The organism is Ramlibacter aquaticus (genome assembly GCF_015159745.1).
Lineage (GTDB): Bacteria > Pseudomonadota > Gammaproteobacteria > Burkholderiales > Burkholderiaceae_C > Ramlibacter > Ramlibacter aquaticus.
Window position 1 is genome coordinate 23156 of sequence record NZ_JADDOJ010000007.1, and the last position, 16013, is coordinate 39168.

Here is a 16013-nt window from a genome sequence, read left to right on the forward strand (position 1 = left end):
ACATGGACGCCGCCTACGACAAGACCGCCTTCACCAACGGCTACGAGTTCGCCCAGGGCAACGGCTACCAGCTGCCCGAATACCCCTTCGTGCCGCCGCCCGAACTGGGCAGCGGTGAGCCCGGCCGGCACGCCATCGTCATCGTGGGTGGCGGCATCACGGGCCTGACGCTGGCGGCCTGCCTGGCCCGGCTGGGCGTGGCGGCCGTGCTGCTGGACGAGGACAACACCGTGGGCGTCAAGGGCGCCTCCTCGCGCGGCATCTGCTACACGCAGCGCTCGCTGGAGATCTTCGACCGCCTGGGCATCTACGAGCGCATCGCGGCCAAGGGCATCCAGTGGAGCGTGGGCCGCACCTTCGCGGGCGCCGACGAGGTCTACGCCTTCGACCTGCGCCAGCAGCCGGGCTACAAGCTCTCCTGCCAGCCGCCCTTCATCAACATCCAGCAGTTCTACATCGAGGCCTTCCTGGTCGACCGCATCCGCGCGCTGGGCCATGTGGACCTGCGCTGGTGCAGCCGGGTGAAGGACTTCGCCCAGGACGAGGCCGGCGCCCGCCTCACCGTCGGCACGCCCGCGGGCGACTACCTGCTGCACGCGCAGCACGTGGTGGACTGCACCGGCTCGCACAGCCCCTTCCGCCGGTGGGTGAACGCCTCCGTCACGGCGAAGAAGGGCGACGACCGCTGGTGCATCGCCGACGTGCGCTTCACCAAGCACCCGCCGGTGGAGCGCCACACCTGGATCGAGGCGCCCTTCAACGAGAACCGCGCCGTCTGGCAGCACCTGATGGGCGACCAGGTCTGGCGCATCGACTACCAGATGGCCCCCGACGCCGACCCGAAGGAGGTCAGCCGCGAGGCGGTGGTGCGCGAGCGCCTGGCGCGGCAGTTCGGCGCCGACTGCGAGGTCGAGATCGTCTGGGTGGGGCCCTATGCCTACCGCAGCGAGTGCATCGACCAGATGCGGCACGGCCGTGTCTTCTTCATGGGCGACGCCGCCAAGGTGGTGAGCCCCTTCGGCGCGCGCGGCGGCAACACCGGCATCGCCGACGCCGAGAACCTGGCCTGGAAGCTGGCCCTGGTGGAACGCGGGCGGGCCTCCCCGGCCCTGCTGGACAGCTACCACGCCGAACGCCACGAGGCCGCGCGCCAGAACGTGATGGTGACCAACCGCACGGCCCGCTTCCTGCGCCCGCAGCCGGGGGTGGAGAAGCTGTTCCGCGACGCCGCGATCAGCCTCGCGCGCCAGCACCCCTTCGCCCGCCAGCTGGTCAACACCGGCCGCATGGCGGTGGCCAACACCTACACCGCCTCGCCGGCCTGCGGGCCGGGCGGCGGCCAGCCGGTGCAGAACGTGGAATTCCGCTGGGCGGACGGCTCGCCCGGCACCCTGAACGAGCTGCTGGCCTGGAGCGGCGACGATTTCCTGCTGCTGGTCTTCGGCGGCGCCAGTCCGGCCGCAGCGGCCCGGCTGCGGGCCCTGGCCGCCAGCGCGCCCGTGCGCTGCGTGCAGGTGCTGGGGGCGGACGAACGGCCCGTGGCGCGCGAGTTCGTGCGCGACCCGCAGGGCCAGCTGCAGGGCGCCTGCCATGTGTTCGGCCATGCCTGGGCGCTGCTGCGCCCGGATGCGTACCTTGCCGCCAGCGGCACCCACGTGGATGCGACGCTGGTGGACGCGATGGCCCGCGCCCTGGCGGCGCTGGAGAAGGAGACGGCATGAAGACCCAGCCCAACTTCCAGGACGCGGACGGCTTCTACGAACAGCTGCTGGACGCCCACACCGGGCTGTCCGAGGCCGAGTCGCAGCTGCTGAACGCCCGGTTGGTGCTGCTGCTGGCCAACCAGGTGGGCGACGCCCGGCTGCTGGCCGAGTGCATCGCCGCGGCCCGGGACCTGCCCGGCCGCTGAGGGGCACCCGCCAGGGGTGGGGCCGGCGCAGGGCCGGGCCGATAAAATCAGCGGTTTAGGGCGCCGCCCACCTGGCGCTGCATTCCCCTGCCTTCCCCACCCATGACCGACACCACCGCCCAACCCGGCCTGAACAGCCTTGCCAAGTCCTTCGAGCCCGCGGCCATCGAGGCGCGCTGGGGGCCGCTGTGGGAGCAGAAGGGCTATGCCCGCGCCGGCTGGCGCGGCACCGGCCAGCCCAAGGCCGGCGAGCCCGCCTTCGCCATCCAGCTGCCGCCGCCCAACGTGACCGGCACGCTGCACATGGGCCACGCCTTCAACCAGACCATCATGGACAGCCTGGCCCGCTACCACCGGATGCGCGGCTTCAACACCCTGTGGGTGCCGGGCACGGACCACGCGGGCATCGCCACGCAGATCGTGGTGGAGCGCCAGTTGCAGGAGCAGAAGCTCTCGCGCCACGACCTGGGCCGCAAGAACTTCGTCGCCAAGGTCTGGGAGTGGAAGGAGAAATCCGGCAACACCATCACCTCGCAGATGCGCCGCATGGGCGACAGCGTGGACTGGTCCATGGAGTACTTCACCATGGACGACAAGTTGTCGAACGTGGTGACCGAGACCTTCGTGCGCCTGTACGAGCAGGGCCTGATCTACCGCGGCAAGCGCTTGGTCAACTGGGACCCGGAACTCAAGTCCGCCGTGAGCGACCTGGAGGTGGAGAGCGAGGAGGAGGACGGATTCCTCTGGCATATCCGCTACCCGCTCAGCGATGGCTCCGGCAGCCTCACCGTGGCCACCACCCGCCCCGAGACCATGCTGGGCGACGTGGCGGTGATGGTGCACCCCGAGGACGAGCGCTACACGGCGCTCATCGGCAAGACGGTGACCCTGCCGCTGGTGGGCCGCGAGATCCCGGTCATCGCCGACGCCTACGTGGACCGCGCCTTCGGCACCGGCGTGGTCAAGGTCACGCCCGCCCATGACGCCAACGACTACGCGGTCGGCCAGCGCCACGGCCTGCCGATGATCGGCGTGCTGACCCTGGACGCGAAGATCAACGAGAACGCGCCGTCCCAGTACCAGGGCCTGGACCGTTTCAAGGCCCGCAAGGCCGTGGTCGGCGACCTGGAGGCCGGCGGCTTCCTGGTCGAGACCAAGAAGCACAAGCTGATGGTGCCGCGCTGCGCCCGCACCGGCCAGGTGGTGGAGCCCATGCTCACCGACCAATGGTTCGTGGCCGTGTCCAAGGTGAGCGACAAGGACCCCACCGGCAAGTCCATCGCGCAGAAGGCCATCGATGCCGTGGCCTCCGGCGAGGTGCGCTTCGTGCCCGAGAACTGGGTCAACACCTACAACCAGTGGATGAACAACATCCAGGACTGGTGCATCTCGCGCCAGCTCTGGTGGGGCCACCAGATCCCGGCCTGGTACGACGAGGCGGGCAACATCTACGTGGCGCGCAGCGAGGCCGAGGCCCAGGCCCAGGCGCCGGGCCGGGTGCTGCGCCGCGACGAGGACGTGCTGGACACCTGGTATTCCTCGGCGCTGGTGCCCTTCTCCACGCTGGGCTGGCCCGAGCACACGGCCGACTTCGACCTGTACCTGCCCTCCTCCACCCTGGTGACGGGCTACGAGATCATCTTCTTCTGGGTCGCCCGGATGATCATGATGACGACGCACTTCACCGGCCGCGTGCCCTTCCGGGATGTCTACATCCACGGCATGGTGCGCGACAGCGAAGGCAAGAAGATGTCCAAGTCCGAGGGCAACGTGGTGGACCCGGTGGACCTGATCCAGGGCGCCGACCTGGACACGCTGGTGCACAAGTCCACCGTGGGCCTGCGCAAGCCCGAGACCGCGCCCAAGGTGGCGGCCCGCGTGAAGAAGGAGTTCCCGCAGGGCATGCCGGCCTACGGCGCCGACGCGCTGCGCTTCACCATGGCCAGCTACGCCAGCCTGGGCCGCAACATCAACTTCGACACCAAGCGTTGCGAGGGCTATCGCAACTTCTGCAACAAGCTCTGGAACGCCTCGCGCTTCGTGCTGATGAACTGCGAGGGCCAGGACCTGGCCGAAGCGGGCGCCGCGCTCACGCAGGCCGACCGCTGGATCGTCTCGCGCCTGCAGCGCGCCGAGGCCGAGGTGGCCAAGGGCTTCGCCGAGTACCGCCTGGACAACGTGGCCAGCGCGATCTACCAGTTCGTCTGGGACGAGTTCTGCGACTGGTACCTGGAGATCGCCAAGGTGCAGGTGCAGACCGGCGACGCGGCGCAGCAGCGCGGCACCCGCCGCACGCTGATGCGCGTGCTGGAGGCCATCCTGCGCCTGGCGCACCCGGTGATCCCCTTCATCACCGAGGAGCTGTGGCAGGTGGTCGCGCCCATCGCCGGCAAGACGGGCGAGACCATCAGCACGGCGCCCTACCCCGAAACCAACGCCCAGGCGGTGGACCCCGGGGCCGAGGCCTGGATGGCGCGCCTGAAGTCGGTGGTGGACGCCTGCCGCAACCTGCGCGGCGAGATGGCGGTGTCGCCCTCCACGCGCCTGCCGGCCTACGTGCATGCCGAAGCGCCCGCCGCGGCCGAGTTCATGCGCGAGATCGCGCCGGTGCTGCAGGCCCTGGCCAAGCTCAGCGAGGTGAAGGTGTTCGCCAGCGAGGCCGAATGGTCCCAGGCGGCGCAGGCCGCGCCCGTGGCCGTGGCCGCCGACGCCCGGCTGTGCCTGTTCATGGAGATCGACGTGGCGGCCGAGAAGGCCCGCCTCGGCAAGGAAGCCGACCGGCTGCGCGGCGAAGTGGCCAAGGCCCAGGGCAAGCTGGCCAACGAGGCTTTCGTGGCCAAGGCGCCCCCCGCCGTGATCGCGCAGGAGCGCGAGCGCATCGCGGGCTTCACGGCCACGCTGGCGCGCATCGAGTCACAGCTGCAGCGCCTGGGCTGACCGCTGGCGGGCCGGCCCTGCGTCCGCCCTCAGCGGGACAGGCCGGCGCGCTGGCTGTCGAAGAAGTCCGCCGTCTCCTCGACGCCCGAGACGTCGAAGGCGCCGGCGCCCAGCGCCAGGGTGTCGTGCAGGCGGTGCGCCACGTACCAGCTCGCGCGCTGCCGTGCTTCGCGCGTGTGCGAGCCCAGGCGCGGCGTGAGCACCAGGTTGCGCAGCTCGTGCAGGGGCGTGCCGCGGGCGGCGAAGCCGGCATCGGCGCCGTCCAGCATGCAGGCCTCGATGCGGCCGTCGGTCAGGGCCGCCGCCAGGGCCTGCGCATCGAACAGCTCGGAGCGGCTGATGCCCACCCACAGCTGGCCCGGCCGGCAATGGGCCAGCACGCGGTCGTTGAAGAAGCCCTGGTAGCGCGAGGCGTACATGACCTGCAGCGACACCGCGTCCGCCTGGGCCAGCACCTCGGGCAGCGACAGCGGCTGGATGCCCAGGCTCTGCCAGAGCGGGGCGTTGCGGTGCACCGCCGGGTCGTAGCCCACCAGCTTCACGCCCAGGCTGCCCAGCATCAGGGCCAGCGCATGGGCCGCCGGCGCCAGCCCGACGATGCCCACGGTGCTGCCGTGCAGCTCACGCCCGAGCCGGGGTTCGGCGTGGCGGTCGCCGGCCAGGGCCGCCGCTATGCCGCGGCGGTACAGCAGCAGCAGGCCGGTGAGCAGGTATTCGGCATTGGAGCGCACGTTGGCGCTGCCGGCCTGGATCACGCGCACGCCGCGGTCGCGGCAGGCTTCCAGGTCGGTGTTGTCGGTGCCCGCGTGCAGGCGGGCCACGGCCCGCAGCACCGGCGCGAAATCGAGCAGGTCGCGGGTCACCACCACCTTGCGCGGCAGCACCAGGGCCTGGGCGTTGTACAAGGCCTTGCGCAGCGCGCTCAGGTCGGCCGCGAGCTCGGGCCGGCACTCCACGTTGTGACGCGCCCCAAGCCATTCCTGCGCTTCGGGCAGCAGCCGTTCCACCAGTAATATGTTCACGCGGTTGCGTCCTTGTCTTACAGGAACGGCTGAACTTCAACCAGATACTGGCAAGCCAACTGCTCGAAAAACGGGCAGACTTTAGCGAGAAACACCACAGCAGTCCATGAAGAAAGTCACAGAACTCCGGAAGGCCGTCTTCCCTGTCGCCGGCCTGGGGACGCGTTTCCTGCCCGCCACCAAGGCGCAGCCCAAGGAAATGCTCCCCATCGTCGACAAGCCCCTGATCCAGTACGCGGTCGAGGAGGCCTACGACGCCGGCATCCGCCACATGATCTTCGTCACGGGCCGCAATAAGCGTGCCATCGAGGACCACTTCGACACCGCCTACGAGCTGGAGCACGAGCTGGAGGCGGCGCACAAGGACGAACTGCTGAACCTGGTCCGCTCGCTGGCGCCCGAGGACATGTTCTGTTCCTTCGTGCGGCAGCCGCGCTCCCTGGGCCTGGGCCACGCGGTGCTGTGCGCGCAGCCGCTGGTGGGCGACGAGCCCTTCGCGGTGCTGCTGGCTGACGACCTGATGCAGGGCGAGGACGGCGGGCCCAACGTGCTGACACAAATGGTCAACGTTTTCCGCGACTGTGGGACATCTTTGCTCGCCGTGCAGGAGGTGCCCGCCGAGCACGTCAAGCGCTACGGCATCGTCGCCGGCCAGCCCGCGGGCGAGCGCCTGCTCAAGGTGGACCGCATGGTGGAAAAGCCGTCGCCGGCCGAGGCGCCCTCGCGCATGGGCGTGGCGGGACGCTACATCCTGACGCCGGGCGTGTTCGAGCAGATCCGCAACAACCCCCGTGGCGCCGGCGGCGAGATCCAGCTCACGGACGGCATCGCCAAGCTGATTCCCACCGAGGGCGTGCACGCCTACCACTACCGCGGCCGCCGCTACGACTGCGGCAGCAAGGCCGGCTTCCTGGAGGCGACCGTCGATTTCGCGCTGCGCCACCCGGAAGTGGCCGCGGAGTTCCGCAACCACCTGCGGGCGCTGGACCTGGGCTGATCCCCGGCGGCGGCGGCGCCGGCCAGGCGGGCCGGGCCGACTTCAGCGCCGCTTGAGCACGTGGACGAATTCCTCGCCCACGGTCTGCTGCTCCACCAGCTCGTTGCCCGTCTGCTTGCAGAAGGCCTGGAAGTCGCGCAGCGAGCCCGGGTCCGTGGCGACCACGCGCAGCAGCTGGCCGGACTGCATGTCCGACAGCGCCTTCTTGGCCTTGAGGATGGGCAGCGGGCAGTTCAGCCCGCGGGTGTCGATGTCCTTGTCGATGTTCATGTGGTGTGCGTGGGGTCAGAGGCGCTGGGCCATGTCCATGAAGCGGGGCTCGTGGCCGCGGCTCTTGAGGAAGTCGGCCAGCGCGTAGCCGGTGCCGGCCGGCCAGCACAACACGTCCTCGGGGGCATACAGCTTGTACTCGGCCAGCTCGGGCGACAGCCGGACCTCGCCCTCGCAGACCGCGTGGTAGGCGATGATGACCTGGTTCATGCGCATGAACTCGTAGGCCCCGACCAGCGTGAGCGGCCCGGCGTCCAGGTTGGTTTCTTCCTTGATCTCGCGGGCGATGCCCTCCTGCGGGGACTCGCCGGCCTCCATGAAGCCCGTGATCAGCGCGAAGCGGCGCCCCGGCCAGGCGGCGTTGCGGGCGAGCAGGATCTGCCCCTGGTACTCGACGATGCCCGCCAGCACGGGCGTGGGGTTGTTCCAGTGCGTCCAGCCGCAGGACGCGCAGCGCAGGCGCTCCTTGTGGCCGCCATCCTCCAGCTGCGCGATGGGCTGCAGCGGGTAGGCACAGCTGGGGCAGTAGCGCCAGACGGGGTCGTTCATCGCGGGCTCAGGCCGGGAACACGCCGGTGGAGAGGTAACGGTCGCCGCGGTCGCAGACGATGAAGGCGATGGTGGCGTCCCGCACCGTCTTGGCGATCTCCTGCGCGACCCAGCAGGCGCCGGCGGCCGAGATGCCGGCGAAGATGCCTTCCTCGCGGGCGAGGCGGCGGCACATCTCCTCGGCCTCGTCCTGCGTCACGGACACCTGCTCGTCCACGGTGGAGGCGTCGTAGATGCGCGGCATGTACTCCTGCGGCCACTTGCGGATGCCCGGAATGCGCGAGCCCGGGGCGGGCTGGGCGCCGATGATGCGCACCTGCGGGTTCTTCTCCTTCAGGAAGCGCGACACCCCGGTGATGGTTCCGGTGGTGCCCATGGCGCTCACGAAGTGGGTGATGCGCCCGCCGGTCTGCTCCCACAGCTCGGGGCCGGTGGTCTCGTAGTGGATGCGCGGGTTGTCGGCGTTCGCGAACTGGTCCAGCACCTTGCCCTGGCCTTCGCGCTGCATGTTCTCGGCCAGGTCACGCGCGTACTCCATGCCGCCGCTCTTGGGCGTGAGCAGCAGCTCGGCGCCGAAGGCCTTCATGGTCTGGGCACGTTCGATGGAGAGGTCCTCCGGCATGATGAGCAGCATGCGGTAGCCCTTGATGGCGGCGGCCATGGCCAGCGCGATGCCGGTGTTGCCCGAGGTGGCTTCGATCAGCGTGTCGCCGGGCTTGATCTCGCCGCGCTCCTCGGCGCGCCGGATCATGGACAGGGCCGGCCTGTCCTTCACGGAACCGGCGGGGTTGTTGCCTTCGAGCTTGCCGAGCACCACGTTGTTGCGCTCGCGGTTGGCCTCCGCGCCGATGCGCTGCAGCGCGACCAGCGGGGTCTTGCCGACCGCGTCCTCGATGGTGGGATAGCGGTGGGATTGCATGCGCGCACTGTGCCATACTTGTGGCCCGCCCTCCCGCCGGAGTGGTGAAATTGGTAGACGCAGGGGACTCAAAATCCCCCGCCCGCGAGGGCGTGCCGGTTCGATTCCGGCCTCCGGCACCACTCTGACTTCCTGCATCGAACCGGCCCGCCCCAAGCGGCCGAACGGGAATGCGCGCGCCCCGCGCGGGCCTCAGCCCTCGCGCGACTGCGAGCTCGGCGGTGCGAGCTCCTCCACCGGGACCACGCGGATGCGGCGCTCGCGCTGGCGCTGCGCGTCGGCCTGCAGCCGCTCGCCCAGCGGCCCCAGCAGGGCCTGCAGGGGCAGCTCGTCCTGAGGAAGCTCGCACAGCACGATGCGGAACTGCGCATACACATCCGGCAGGCTGTTGAGCGGCTGGCGCAGGCCGGCCGCGACCACGCGCGCCGCGATGTCCAGCGCGGCCTGGGCCGTGTCCGTGCCCTCGGACAGCACCGCGAAGCGATGCGGCCCGACCCGGGCGCCCAGGTCGCCCTGCCCCAGCGCGTCGCGCACGCGGGTGCCGGCCTCCAGCACCGCGGCCTCGGCCAGCTCGGCGCCCTTCAAGGCCACGAGGCGCTCGACCTGGTCGACCTGCACCAGCAGCAGGCTGGTCGGGTGGTGGAAGCGCCGCATGAGCAGGCGCGCCAAGTGCAGGCGCTGCTCCAGCACGGCCGGGCGCGACAGGCCGGTCAGCGGGTCCAGCAGCCGCTCGGCCTGCGCACGGGTGCGGCGCTCGCCGAAGATGCGGCTGCGCCACACGCTGGCCAGGTACTGCGCCAGCGACCACACGCACAGCGCGCCGGCCAGCGCCAGCCCCTGGGCGTCGGCCTGGCCCAGGGCGACGGCGAGCGCGCCCGCGAACAACGCGAGTCCGCCGGCCATGGCCCAGACCACCCAGGGCGTGCTCTGCCCATAGGCGCGCACCAGCACGAAGCCTGCGGCGCCGCCCCAGGCGAGCAGCCCCGCCAGCACCGCGAGCTGCGGCTGCCACAGCGCGGCCAGGGCCAGCAGGCCCATGGCCAGCGCGGTGAGGCTGATCCAGCGCCCCGCGGCCCGCAGGGCGCCCACGTGCTGGGTGAGTTCGCGCAGGTTCTGCGTGGACAGCGCGAGCACCGCCAGCAGGCCGGCCGCCGACGGGCCGGGCATGCCCAGGCGCCACAGCACCAGCGCGACGATGCCGGCCGCGATGGCGGCGCAGTGCACATGCAGGCTGCGCTCGCCATAGGCGCTGCCGACCAGAAGCGACAGCAGGGCCAGCACCCCCATCACGCCGACGAGCCCTCCCAGCAGCATGGCCTGGAATTCGGGGCTGAGTGCGATGGACATGGAAAGCGTGCGGGACCCGGGAAACGGTTGAGCCGAGGATAGCGCAGCAACGGGCCGCGGCCCGCGCCGTTACTTCTTCAGCACCAGGGTCTGCTGGTTGGTCGCCAGGGCCACCACGAGCTGCCCCAGCAGTTCGGGCGTGTAGGCCAGGTGCGTCGCCTCCATCACCGCGAAGGCCTCCTGGATCTGCATCTTCAGCATCTGGCGCGCGGCCGTGGCCTGGGGCCCGTCATGCAGCGCATAGGGGTGGATCTGCTCTGCCATGGATGGATGTGTCTCCTCGCAGGATGGTTCTTTTGGGAACGGCGAACCGCAGAGTATGCCGATGCCCGCGATCGCGCGGGCGCCCGGCTTGAGGCCACAATCGCGCCCTAGGTTGAACGCTTCATGAAAATCATCCCCCGCGACATTCCGCCCCGCGCCGCCTGGGCGCTGGAACAGGCCGGCATCCACCCCTTGCTGGCGCGCCTGTACGCCGCCCGCGGCGTGCAGGGCCCGGACGAGCTGGACGACGGCCTGGCCCGGCTGCTCGCGCCCGGCGGCCTGCTGGGCACAGCGGCCGCGGCCGAGCTGCTGGCGGCCCACCTGGACAAGCGCATCTGCATCGTGGCCGACTACGACTGCGACGGCGCCACCGCCTGCGCGGTCGCGCTGCGCGGCCTGCGCCTGCTGGGGGCGCGCCAGGTTGACTACCTGGTGCCCGACCGGGTGGTCGACGGCTACGGCCTGACCCCGTCCATCGCGCGCCGGGTGAAGGAGCGCGGCGCCGACCTGCTGGTCACGGTGGACAACGGCATCGCCAGCGTGGACGGCGTGGAGGCCGCCAACGCGCTGGGCCTGGCCGTGCTGGTTACCGACCACCATCTGCCCGGGCCGGTGCTGCCGCCCGCGGCCGTGATCGTGAACCCCAACCAGCCCGGCTGCGGCTTCGACAGCAAGTCGGTCGCCGGCGTGGGCGTGATGTTCTACGTGCTGCTGGCGCTGCGCTCGCTGCTGCGCGAACGCGGCGCCTTCGACGCCGCCACCCAGCCGCGCCTGGACGCCCTGCTGCCGCTGGTGGCGCTGGGCACCGTGGCCGACGTGGTGAAGCTGGACGCGAACAACCGGCGCCTGGTGGCGCAGGGCCTGCGCCGCATACGCGCCGGCGCCATGCAGCCGGGCATCGCCGCGCTGTTCGAGGCGGCCGGCCGCGACAGCCGCCATGCCACCACCTTCGACTTCGGCTTCGCCCTGGGCCCGCGCATCAACGCCGCCGGCCGGCTGGCCGATATGACGCTGGGCATCGAATGCCTGGTGACGGACGACGCGGCCCGCGCCGGTGAACTGGCGCGCCAGCTCGACGCGATCAACCGCGAGCGGCGCGAGATCGAGGGCGACATGCGCGACCAGGCCATGGAGATCGTGGACGGGCTGTTCGACGCGGACGACGAGCCGCCGCCCGCGGTGACCGTGTTCGACCCGGATTTCCACGAGGGCGTGGTCGGCATCGTCGCCTCGCGCATCAAGGACCGACTGCACCGGCCCACCTTCGTGTTCGCGGCCAGCCAGGCGCCCGGCCGCGAGCACGAGCTGAAAGGCTCGGGCCGTTCCATCCCCGGCTTCCACCTGCGCGACGCGCTGGACCTGGTGGCCAAGCGGCACCCGGGCATCCTGCTGCGCTTCGGCGGCCACGCCATGGCCGCCGGCTGCACCGTGCTGGAAGAGCACCTGGACACCTTCGACGAGGCCATGCAGCAGGTGGCCCAGGAGTGGCTGGATGCGGCCACGCTGCTGCGCCGGCTGCACACCGACGGCCCGCTGGCGCCCGAGTACCGGCGGCCCGAGCTGGTGGACACGCTGCACGCCTCGGTCTGGGGCCAGGGCTTCGCGCCGCCGGTGTTCAGCGAGGAGGTCGAGATCCTGTCGCAGCGGCTGGTGGGGGAGAAACACCTCTCACTCAAGATCCGCCACCAGGGCCAGCCCGTGGACGGCATCTGGTTCGGCCACACCGAGCCGCTGCCGGCGCGCGTGCTGCTCGCCTTCCGGCTGGACGCGGACGAATGGCAGGGCGTGCGCCGGGTGCGCTTCCTGGTCGAGGGGGCCGAGCTCTAGGCCGGACTGCAGCCGGGCTCAGGCGCGCAGGCCGGCTGGCACCGGGCAGCGCTCGTCGTCGAAGTAGGCGAACAGGCGCGCGGCCACCTCGCGCAACTCCGCATCGCCGAAGGTGTGCGCGCGGGCGAGCTGCCACATCGCGTAGTTGCGGTCGCCCAGCATCATGCAGGTGTTGACGCAGCGCCCGTGGCCGGCCATGAGCAGGGTGAAGGCGCCCAGCAGCCGGATGGGGCAGTAGCCCGCGTCCTCGTCAGGCTCGAACTCGTCCGAGGCCTCCAGCGAGGGCAGCGTGGCAGCCCAGCGGGACGCGGAACCGGTGGCGATCTGTTTCTGCATGGTGGTCTCTCCCTGTGCCCATCACCATCGGGCATGGAGGAAGCGTAGGCCCGCCCGGCAAGCGCGTCAGTCGGCCGGACGTCCCTCAATCTGTCGGACGTCCGCGCAGCGCAGGCCCGGCGCGGGGCGCAGCGTCCTGCCGTCCGCGTCCACGATCACGGCCGCGCTGCAGTCCGACGAGGCCACGCGTTCGGCGTGCAGGGCCGCATGGCGGGCCTGGGCCTGGGCGACCTGCCAGCGGCAGAGCTGCCAGAAGCCCAGCAGCAGGGCCAGCGCGAAGACGGCCAGCAGCGCCGCGGTGCCGCGGCGGGCATAGGGGTTGGCGGGAGCGGGGGCGTCATAGCGGTCCATGGCCTCATGCTAGGAGCGCGGGGGCGACGGGCGCGCGGCCAGCCGCTGATCACGCTGTAGGACGGCTTTGGCCCGGCCGTGCGGTGCCGGGCCACACCGTGGCAGCCCGACAGGGCGCCGGGCGCCCGCTCAGGCCTTGGGCAGCGTGACGCCGCGCTGGCCCTGGTACTTGCCGCCGCGGTCCTTGTAGCTGGTCTCGCAGACCTCGTCGCTCTCGAAGAAGAGCACCTGGGCGCAGCCCTCGCCGGCGTAGATCTTGGCCGGCAGCGGCGTGGTGTTGGAAAACTCCAGCGTGACGTAGCCTTCCCACTCGGGCTCGAAGGGGGTCACGTTGACGATGATGCCGCAGCGGGCGTAGGTGCTCTTGCCCAGGCAGATCGTCAGCACGTTGCGCGGGATGCGGAAGTACTCCACCGTGCGCGCCAGCGCGAAGCTGTTGGGCGGGATGATGCACACGTCGTCGTGGAAATCCACGAAGCTCTTCTCGTCGAAGTTCTTCGGATCCACCACGGTGCTGTGGATGTTGGTGAAGACCTTGAATTCGGGTGCGCAGCGGATGTCGTAGCCGTAGCTCGAGGTGCCGTAGCTGATGATGCGCTTGCCCTCGACCTCACGCACCTGGCCGGGCTCGAAGGGCTCGATCATGCCGTGCTGCTCCGACATCCTGCGGATCCATTTGTCGCTCTTGATGCTCATGCGTGCGCTCCTGGGGCGGATTGTAGGGGGCGACGCTCAGGCGGCGATCCAGGGGCGGCCGCCGATGTGCACGCTCTCGACCAGGCGGTCGTCGCCCAGCACGATCATGGAGAACAGCAGCTCGTCCAGGTCGCGCGCCGCTGCCGTCTTGCGCGCCAGCAGGGGCGTGCAGGCGGGGTCCAGCACCACGAAGTCGGCCTCGCAGCCGGGCTGCAGGTTGCCCACCACGCCGTCCAGGCGCAGCGCCTGGGCCGCGCCCGCGGTGTGCAGCCACCACAGGCGCTGCGGCGAGAGCGAGAGCCCGGGCTTGGTCTGGCCCTCGCGGCCGACGTAGTAGGCCGCGAGCATGGTGTGGAAGGGGCTGAAGCTGGTGCCGCCGCCCACGTCGCTGGCCAGGCCGTGCAGGAAGCCGACGCGCTGCGCGCCCTCGAAATCGAAGAAGCCGCTGCCCAGGAACAGGTTGCTGGTGGGGCTCACGGCGGCGGCCGCGCCGCGGGCGCGCATCAGGGCCCGGTCCTCGTCGTCGAAGTGGATGCAGTGGGCGTAGAGCGCGCGCTCGCGCAGCAGGCCGAAATCCTCGTAGACCGAGAGGTAGCTGCGCGAGGCCGGGAACAGCTCGCGCACCCAGCGCACCTCGTCCAGGTTCTCGGCCACGTGCGACTGGATCCACACGTCGGGATACTTCGCCGCCAGGGCCCCGGCGCCGCGCAGCTGGGCCTCGCTGCAGCTGGGCGCAAAGCGCGGGGTGATCGCATAGCCCAGGCGCTCGCGGCCGTGCCAGCGCGAGATCAGCGCCTCGGTGTCGACGAGGCTCTGCTCGGTCTGGTCGCGCACGCCGTCGGGCGAGTGCCGATCCTGCAGCACCTTGCCGGCGATCATGCGCAGGCCACGCCGTTCGCTCTCGGCCATCAGCGCATCCACGGACGAGGGGTGCGAGGTGCAGAAGGCCAGCGCGGTGGTCACGCCATGGCGCAGCAGCTCGTCCAGGAAGAAGCCGGCCAGCGCTTCGGCGTGCGCCGGGTCGGCGAACCTGGCCTCGTGCGGGAAGGTGTAGTTCTCCAGCCAGGGCAGCAGGCCCGGCGCGGGCGAGCCGATCACGTCCAGCTGCGGGAAGTGGATGTGCAGGTCGACGAAGCCCGGGGCGATGATGCGCCCGGGCAGCGACTCCACGGCCACGCCCGGGAAGTTGCCCTGCAGCCGGGCGTAGGGCCCGGCCGCGCGCACCAGCTGGCGGCCATCGGGCGCGGGCCCGGTGACCAGCAGGCCGTCGGCGTCGTACTGCGCCCGGCCTTCGTCGTCGAACCTCAGCAAGCCTGCCCGAAACGCTCTCATGCGGGCGATTGTCCCGCAAGTGCAGGGGCGGGCCAATGGCGGGCACCGCCGGGCGGCGGCCCGGCCCGGCTTACCGGGGCAGGCGGCCGGAGACGCCCTCGGCGAGCCAGTTCATCTCCAGGATCTGCGGGTCGGCCAGGGCGCTGCCGGCGGCCAGCACCGTGTGGCCTTCGTTGTCGCGCAGCGGGCCGGCGAAGGGGCGCAGGCGCCCGGCGGCGATGTCCTTCTGGCGCGCCAGCACTTCCTCGCGCACGGCGGCCGGGACCTTGGGGCCGAAGCCCTCGATGCGGATCATGCCCTCCTTCACCCCGCCCCAGACGTTGCCGCTCTTCCAGGTGCCCTGCAGCACGGCCTGCACCCGCTGCTTGTAGTAGCCGTCCCAGTGGTGGGTGACGGCGGCGATCTGCGCGTCCGGCGTCACCTTGTGCATGTCGGAGTGGTAGGCGATGGCCATCTTGCCGCGCTCCTGGGCGGCGCGCATCACGGCGTCGGAGGCGGTGTGGAAGGTGAGCACGTCCACGTCCTGGTTCATCAGGGTCATGGCCGCCTCGCGCTCGCGCGCCGGGTCGAACCAGGCGTTGAGCCAGACCACCTTGACCTGCGCCTTGGGGTCCACCGAGCGCATGCCCAGGGTGAAGGCGTTGATGCCCTGCAGCACCTCGGGGATCGGGAAGCCCGCGATGTAGCCGGCGGTGTGGGTGCGGCTCATGCGGCCCGCCAGCACGCCGGCGAGGTAGCGGCCCTCGTAGTAGCGCGCGTTGGCCACGGCCACGTTGGGCGCGGTCTTGTAGCCGGTGATGGACTCGAATTTCACGTCCGGGAACTCGCGCGCCACCTTGAGCGTGGGCTCCATGTAGCCGAAGCTGGGCGTGAAGATGAGGCCGTAGCCCTGGCGCGCGAAGTCACGGATCACGCGCTCGGCGTCCGGGCCCTCGGGCACGTTCTCGACGAAGGCCGTCTTGACCTGGCCCGGGAAGGCGGCCTCGACCGCGAGGCGGGCCTCCTCATGCTGGTGCACCCAGCCGGTTTCGGCGACGGGCGCGACGTGCACGACGGCCACCTTGAGCGGCTCGCGCGGGGTGGTCTGTGCAAAGGCGGAAGGGAAAAAACAGGCGGCCGCGATCCACGCGGCTGCGAGGTTTTTGTACATGGTGTTCCTCGACATGGCCCCGGGGCTGGCGGAAAAAAGAAAAGAGGCCGCCGGGGCGCGACCTCTTCAGTCCGTGATTTTAGCCGGCGGGCTAGGGTGCGCCGGCG

General features: G+C 71.0%; 16 protein-coding genes and 1 tRNA gene. 6 read left to right on the forward strand and 11 right to left on the reverse strand.

Going from position 1 to position 16013, the window contains the following annotated elements; translation table 11 throughout:
• Nucleotides 1-2: 2 nt before the first annotated feature.
• From IM725_RS03040 to IM725_RS03050, 3 genes are all read left to right on the forward strand, one after another.
• Entirely contained in the window at nt 3-1721 is a 1719-nt protein-coding gene (locus IM725_RS03040) for an FAD-dependent oxidoreductase (protein WP_193779100.1), read from the forward strand.
• Nucleotides 1718-1909 (forward strand): DUF2783 domain-containing protein, encoded by a 192-nt coding sequence (locus IM725_RS03045; protein ID WP_193779101.1) that lies wholly within the window; start codon nt 1718-1720, stop codon nt 1907-1909. Before IM725_RS03040 ends, IM725_RS03045 begins: the two co-directional genes overlap by 4 nt.
• A gap of 102 nt (nt 1910-2011) precedes the next feature.
• Nucleotides 2012-4846 carry a valine--tRNA ligase gene (locus IM725_RS03050; RefSeq protein ID WP_193779102.1) on the forward strand — a complete coding sequence of 945 codons (2835 nt, stop codon included), beginning with the start codon at nt 2012-2014 and terminating at the stop codon, nt 4844-4846.
• 29 nt (nt 4847-4875) lie between these two features.
• Here IM725_RS03050 and IM725_RS03055 read toward each other — a convergent pair whose 3' ends face one another.
• A complete protein-coding gene (locus tag IM725_RS03055; protein ID WP_193779103.1) occupies nt 4876-5868 on the reverse strand; it encodes an NAD(P)-dependent oxidoreductase in 993 nt (330 codons plus the stop codon).
• A gap of 106 nt (nt 5869-5974) precedes the next feature.
• On the opposite strand from IM725_RS03055, the gene galU reads away from it, so the two are divergent.
• The gene (gene galU / locus IM725_RS03060) at nt 5975-6865 is read left to right on the forward strand and encodes a UTP--glucose-1-phosphate uridylyltransferase GalU (protein WP_193779104.1); all 891 of its coding nucleotides are present in this window, start codon (nt 5975-5977) and stop codon (nt 6863-6865) included.
• Nucleotides 6866-6907: 42 nt separating this feature from the next.
• Here galU and IM725_RS03065 read toward each other — a convergent pair whose 3' ends face one another.
• Genes IM725_RS03065 through cysM form a run of 3 tightly spaced genes read right to left on the reverse strand, consistent with a single transcriptional unit; the run spans nt 6908 to nt 8603 of the window.
• Complete coding sequence (locus tag IM725_RS03065) at nt 6908-7135, reverse strand: sulfurtransferase TusA family protein (protein ID WP_193779105.1); 228 nt, start codon at nt 7133-7135, stop codon at nt 6908-6910.
• A 15-nt stretch (nt 7136-7150) separates the two neighbouring features.
• The gene (locus IM725_RS03070; protein WP_193779106.1) at nt 7151-7684 is read right to left on the reverse strand and encodes an NUDIX domain-containing protein; all 534 of its coding nucleotides are present in this window, start codon (nt 7682-7684) and stop codon (nt 7151-7153) included.
• Between the two features lie 7 nt (nt 7685-7691).
• Nucleotides 7692-8603, reverse strand: coding sequence for a cysteine synthase CysM (cysM, locus tag IM725_RS03075; protein WP_193779107.1), 912 nt, complete (start codon nt 8601-8603; stop codon nt 7692-7694).
• Nucleotides 8604-8638: 35 nt separating this feature from the next.
• Between cysM and IM725_RS03080 the strand changes: the two genes are divergently transcribed.
• Nucleotides 8639-8725 (forward strand) — tRNA-Leu (locus IM725_RS03080).
• A 70-nt stretch (nt 8726-8795) separates the two neighbouring features.
• Here the strand turns inward: IM725_RS03080 and IM725_RS03085 are convergent.
• Both IM725_RS03085 and IM725_RS03090 read right to left on the reverse strand, forming a co-directional pair.
• Nucleotides 8796-9950 carry a GGDEF domain-containing protein gene (locus IM725_RS03085; RefSeq protein ID WP_193779108.1) on the reverse strand — a complete coding sequence of 385 codons (1155 nt, stop codon included), beginning with the start codon at nt 9948-9950 and terminating at the stop codon, nt 8796-8798.
• Between the two features lie 69 nt (nt 9951-10019).
• The gene (locus IM725_RS03090) at nt 10020-10214 is read right to left on the reverse strand and encodes a hypothetical protein (protein WP_193779109.1); all 195 of its coding nucleotides are present in this window, start codon (nt 10212-10214) and stop codon (nt 10020-10022) included.
• Nucleotides 10215-10337: 123 nt separating this feature from the next.
• Between IM725_RS03090 and recJ the strand changes: the two genes are divergently transcribed.
• Nucleotides 10338-12041: a single-stranded-DNA-specific exonuclease RecJ gene (recJ, locus tag IM725_RS03095; protein ID WP_193779110.1), complete on the forward strand. Its 1704-nt coding sequence runs from the start codon at nt 10338-10340 to the stop codon at nt 12039-12041.
• Between the two features lie 18 nt (nt 12042-12059).
• Here the strand turns inward: recJ and IM725_RS03100 are convergent, their stop codons facing one another.
• The 5 genes from IM725_RS03100 to IM725_RS03120 all read right to left on the reverse strand — a co-directional run bounded on the left by IM725_RS03100 (nt 12060) and on the right by IM725_RS03120 (nt 15906).
• Entirely contained in the window at nt 12060-12377 is a 318-nt protein-coding gene (locus IM725_RS03100) for a hypothetical protein (protein ID WP_193779111.1), read from the reverse strand.
• Nucleotides 12378-12443: 66 nt separating this feature from the next.
• A complete protein-coding gene (locus IM725_RS03105; RefSeq protein ID WP_193779112.1) occupies nt 12444-12728 on the reverse strand; it encodes a hypothetical protein in 285 nt (94 codons plus the stop codon).
• 129 nt (nt 12729-12857) lie between these two features.
• Nucleotides 12858-13424, reverse strand: a complete 567-nt coding sequence (gene dcd / locus IM725_RS03110; RefSeq protein ID WP_193779113.1) for a dCTP deaminase — start codon at nt 13422-13424, stop codon at nt 12858-12860.
• A gap of 36 nt (nt 13425-13460) precedes the next feature.
• On the reverse strand, nt 13461-14756 hold the full coding sequence (gene guaD / locus IM725_RS03115; protein ID WP_193779114.1) for a guanine deaminase: 1296 nt from the start codon (nt 14754-14756) through the stop codon (nt 13461-13463).
• A 70-nt stretch (nt 14757-14826) separates the two neighbouring features.
• Nucleotides 14827-15906, reverse strand: coding sequence for a BMP family ABC transporter substrate-binding protein (locus IM725_RS03120; protein ID WP_193779115.1), 1080 nt, complete (start codon nt 15904-15906; stop codon nt 14827-14829).
• Between the last annotated feature and the right edge of the window lie 107 nt (nt 15907-16013).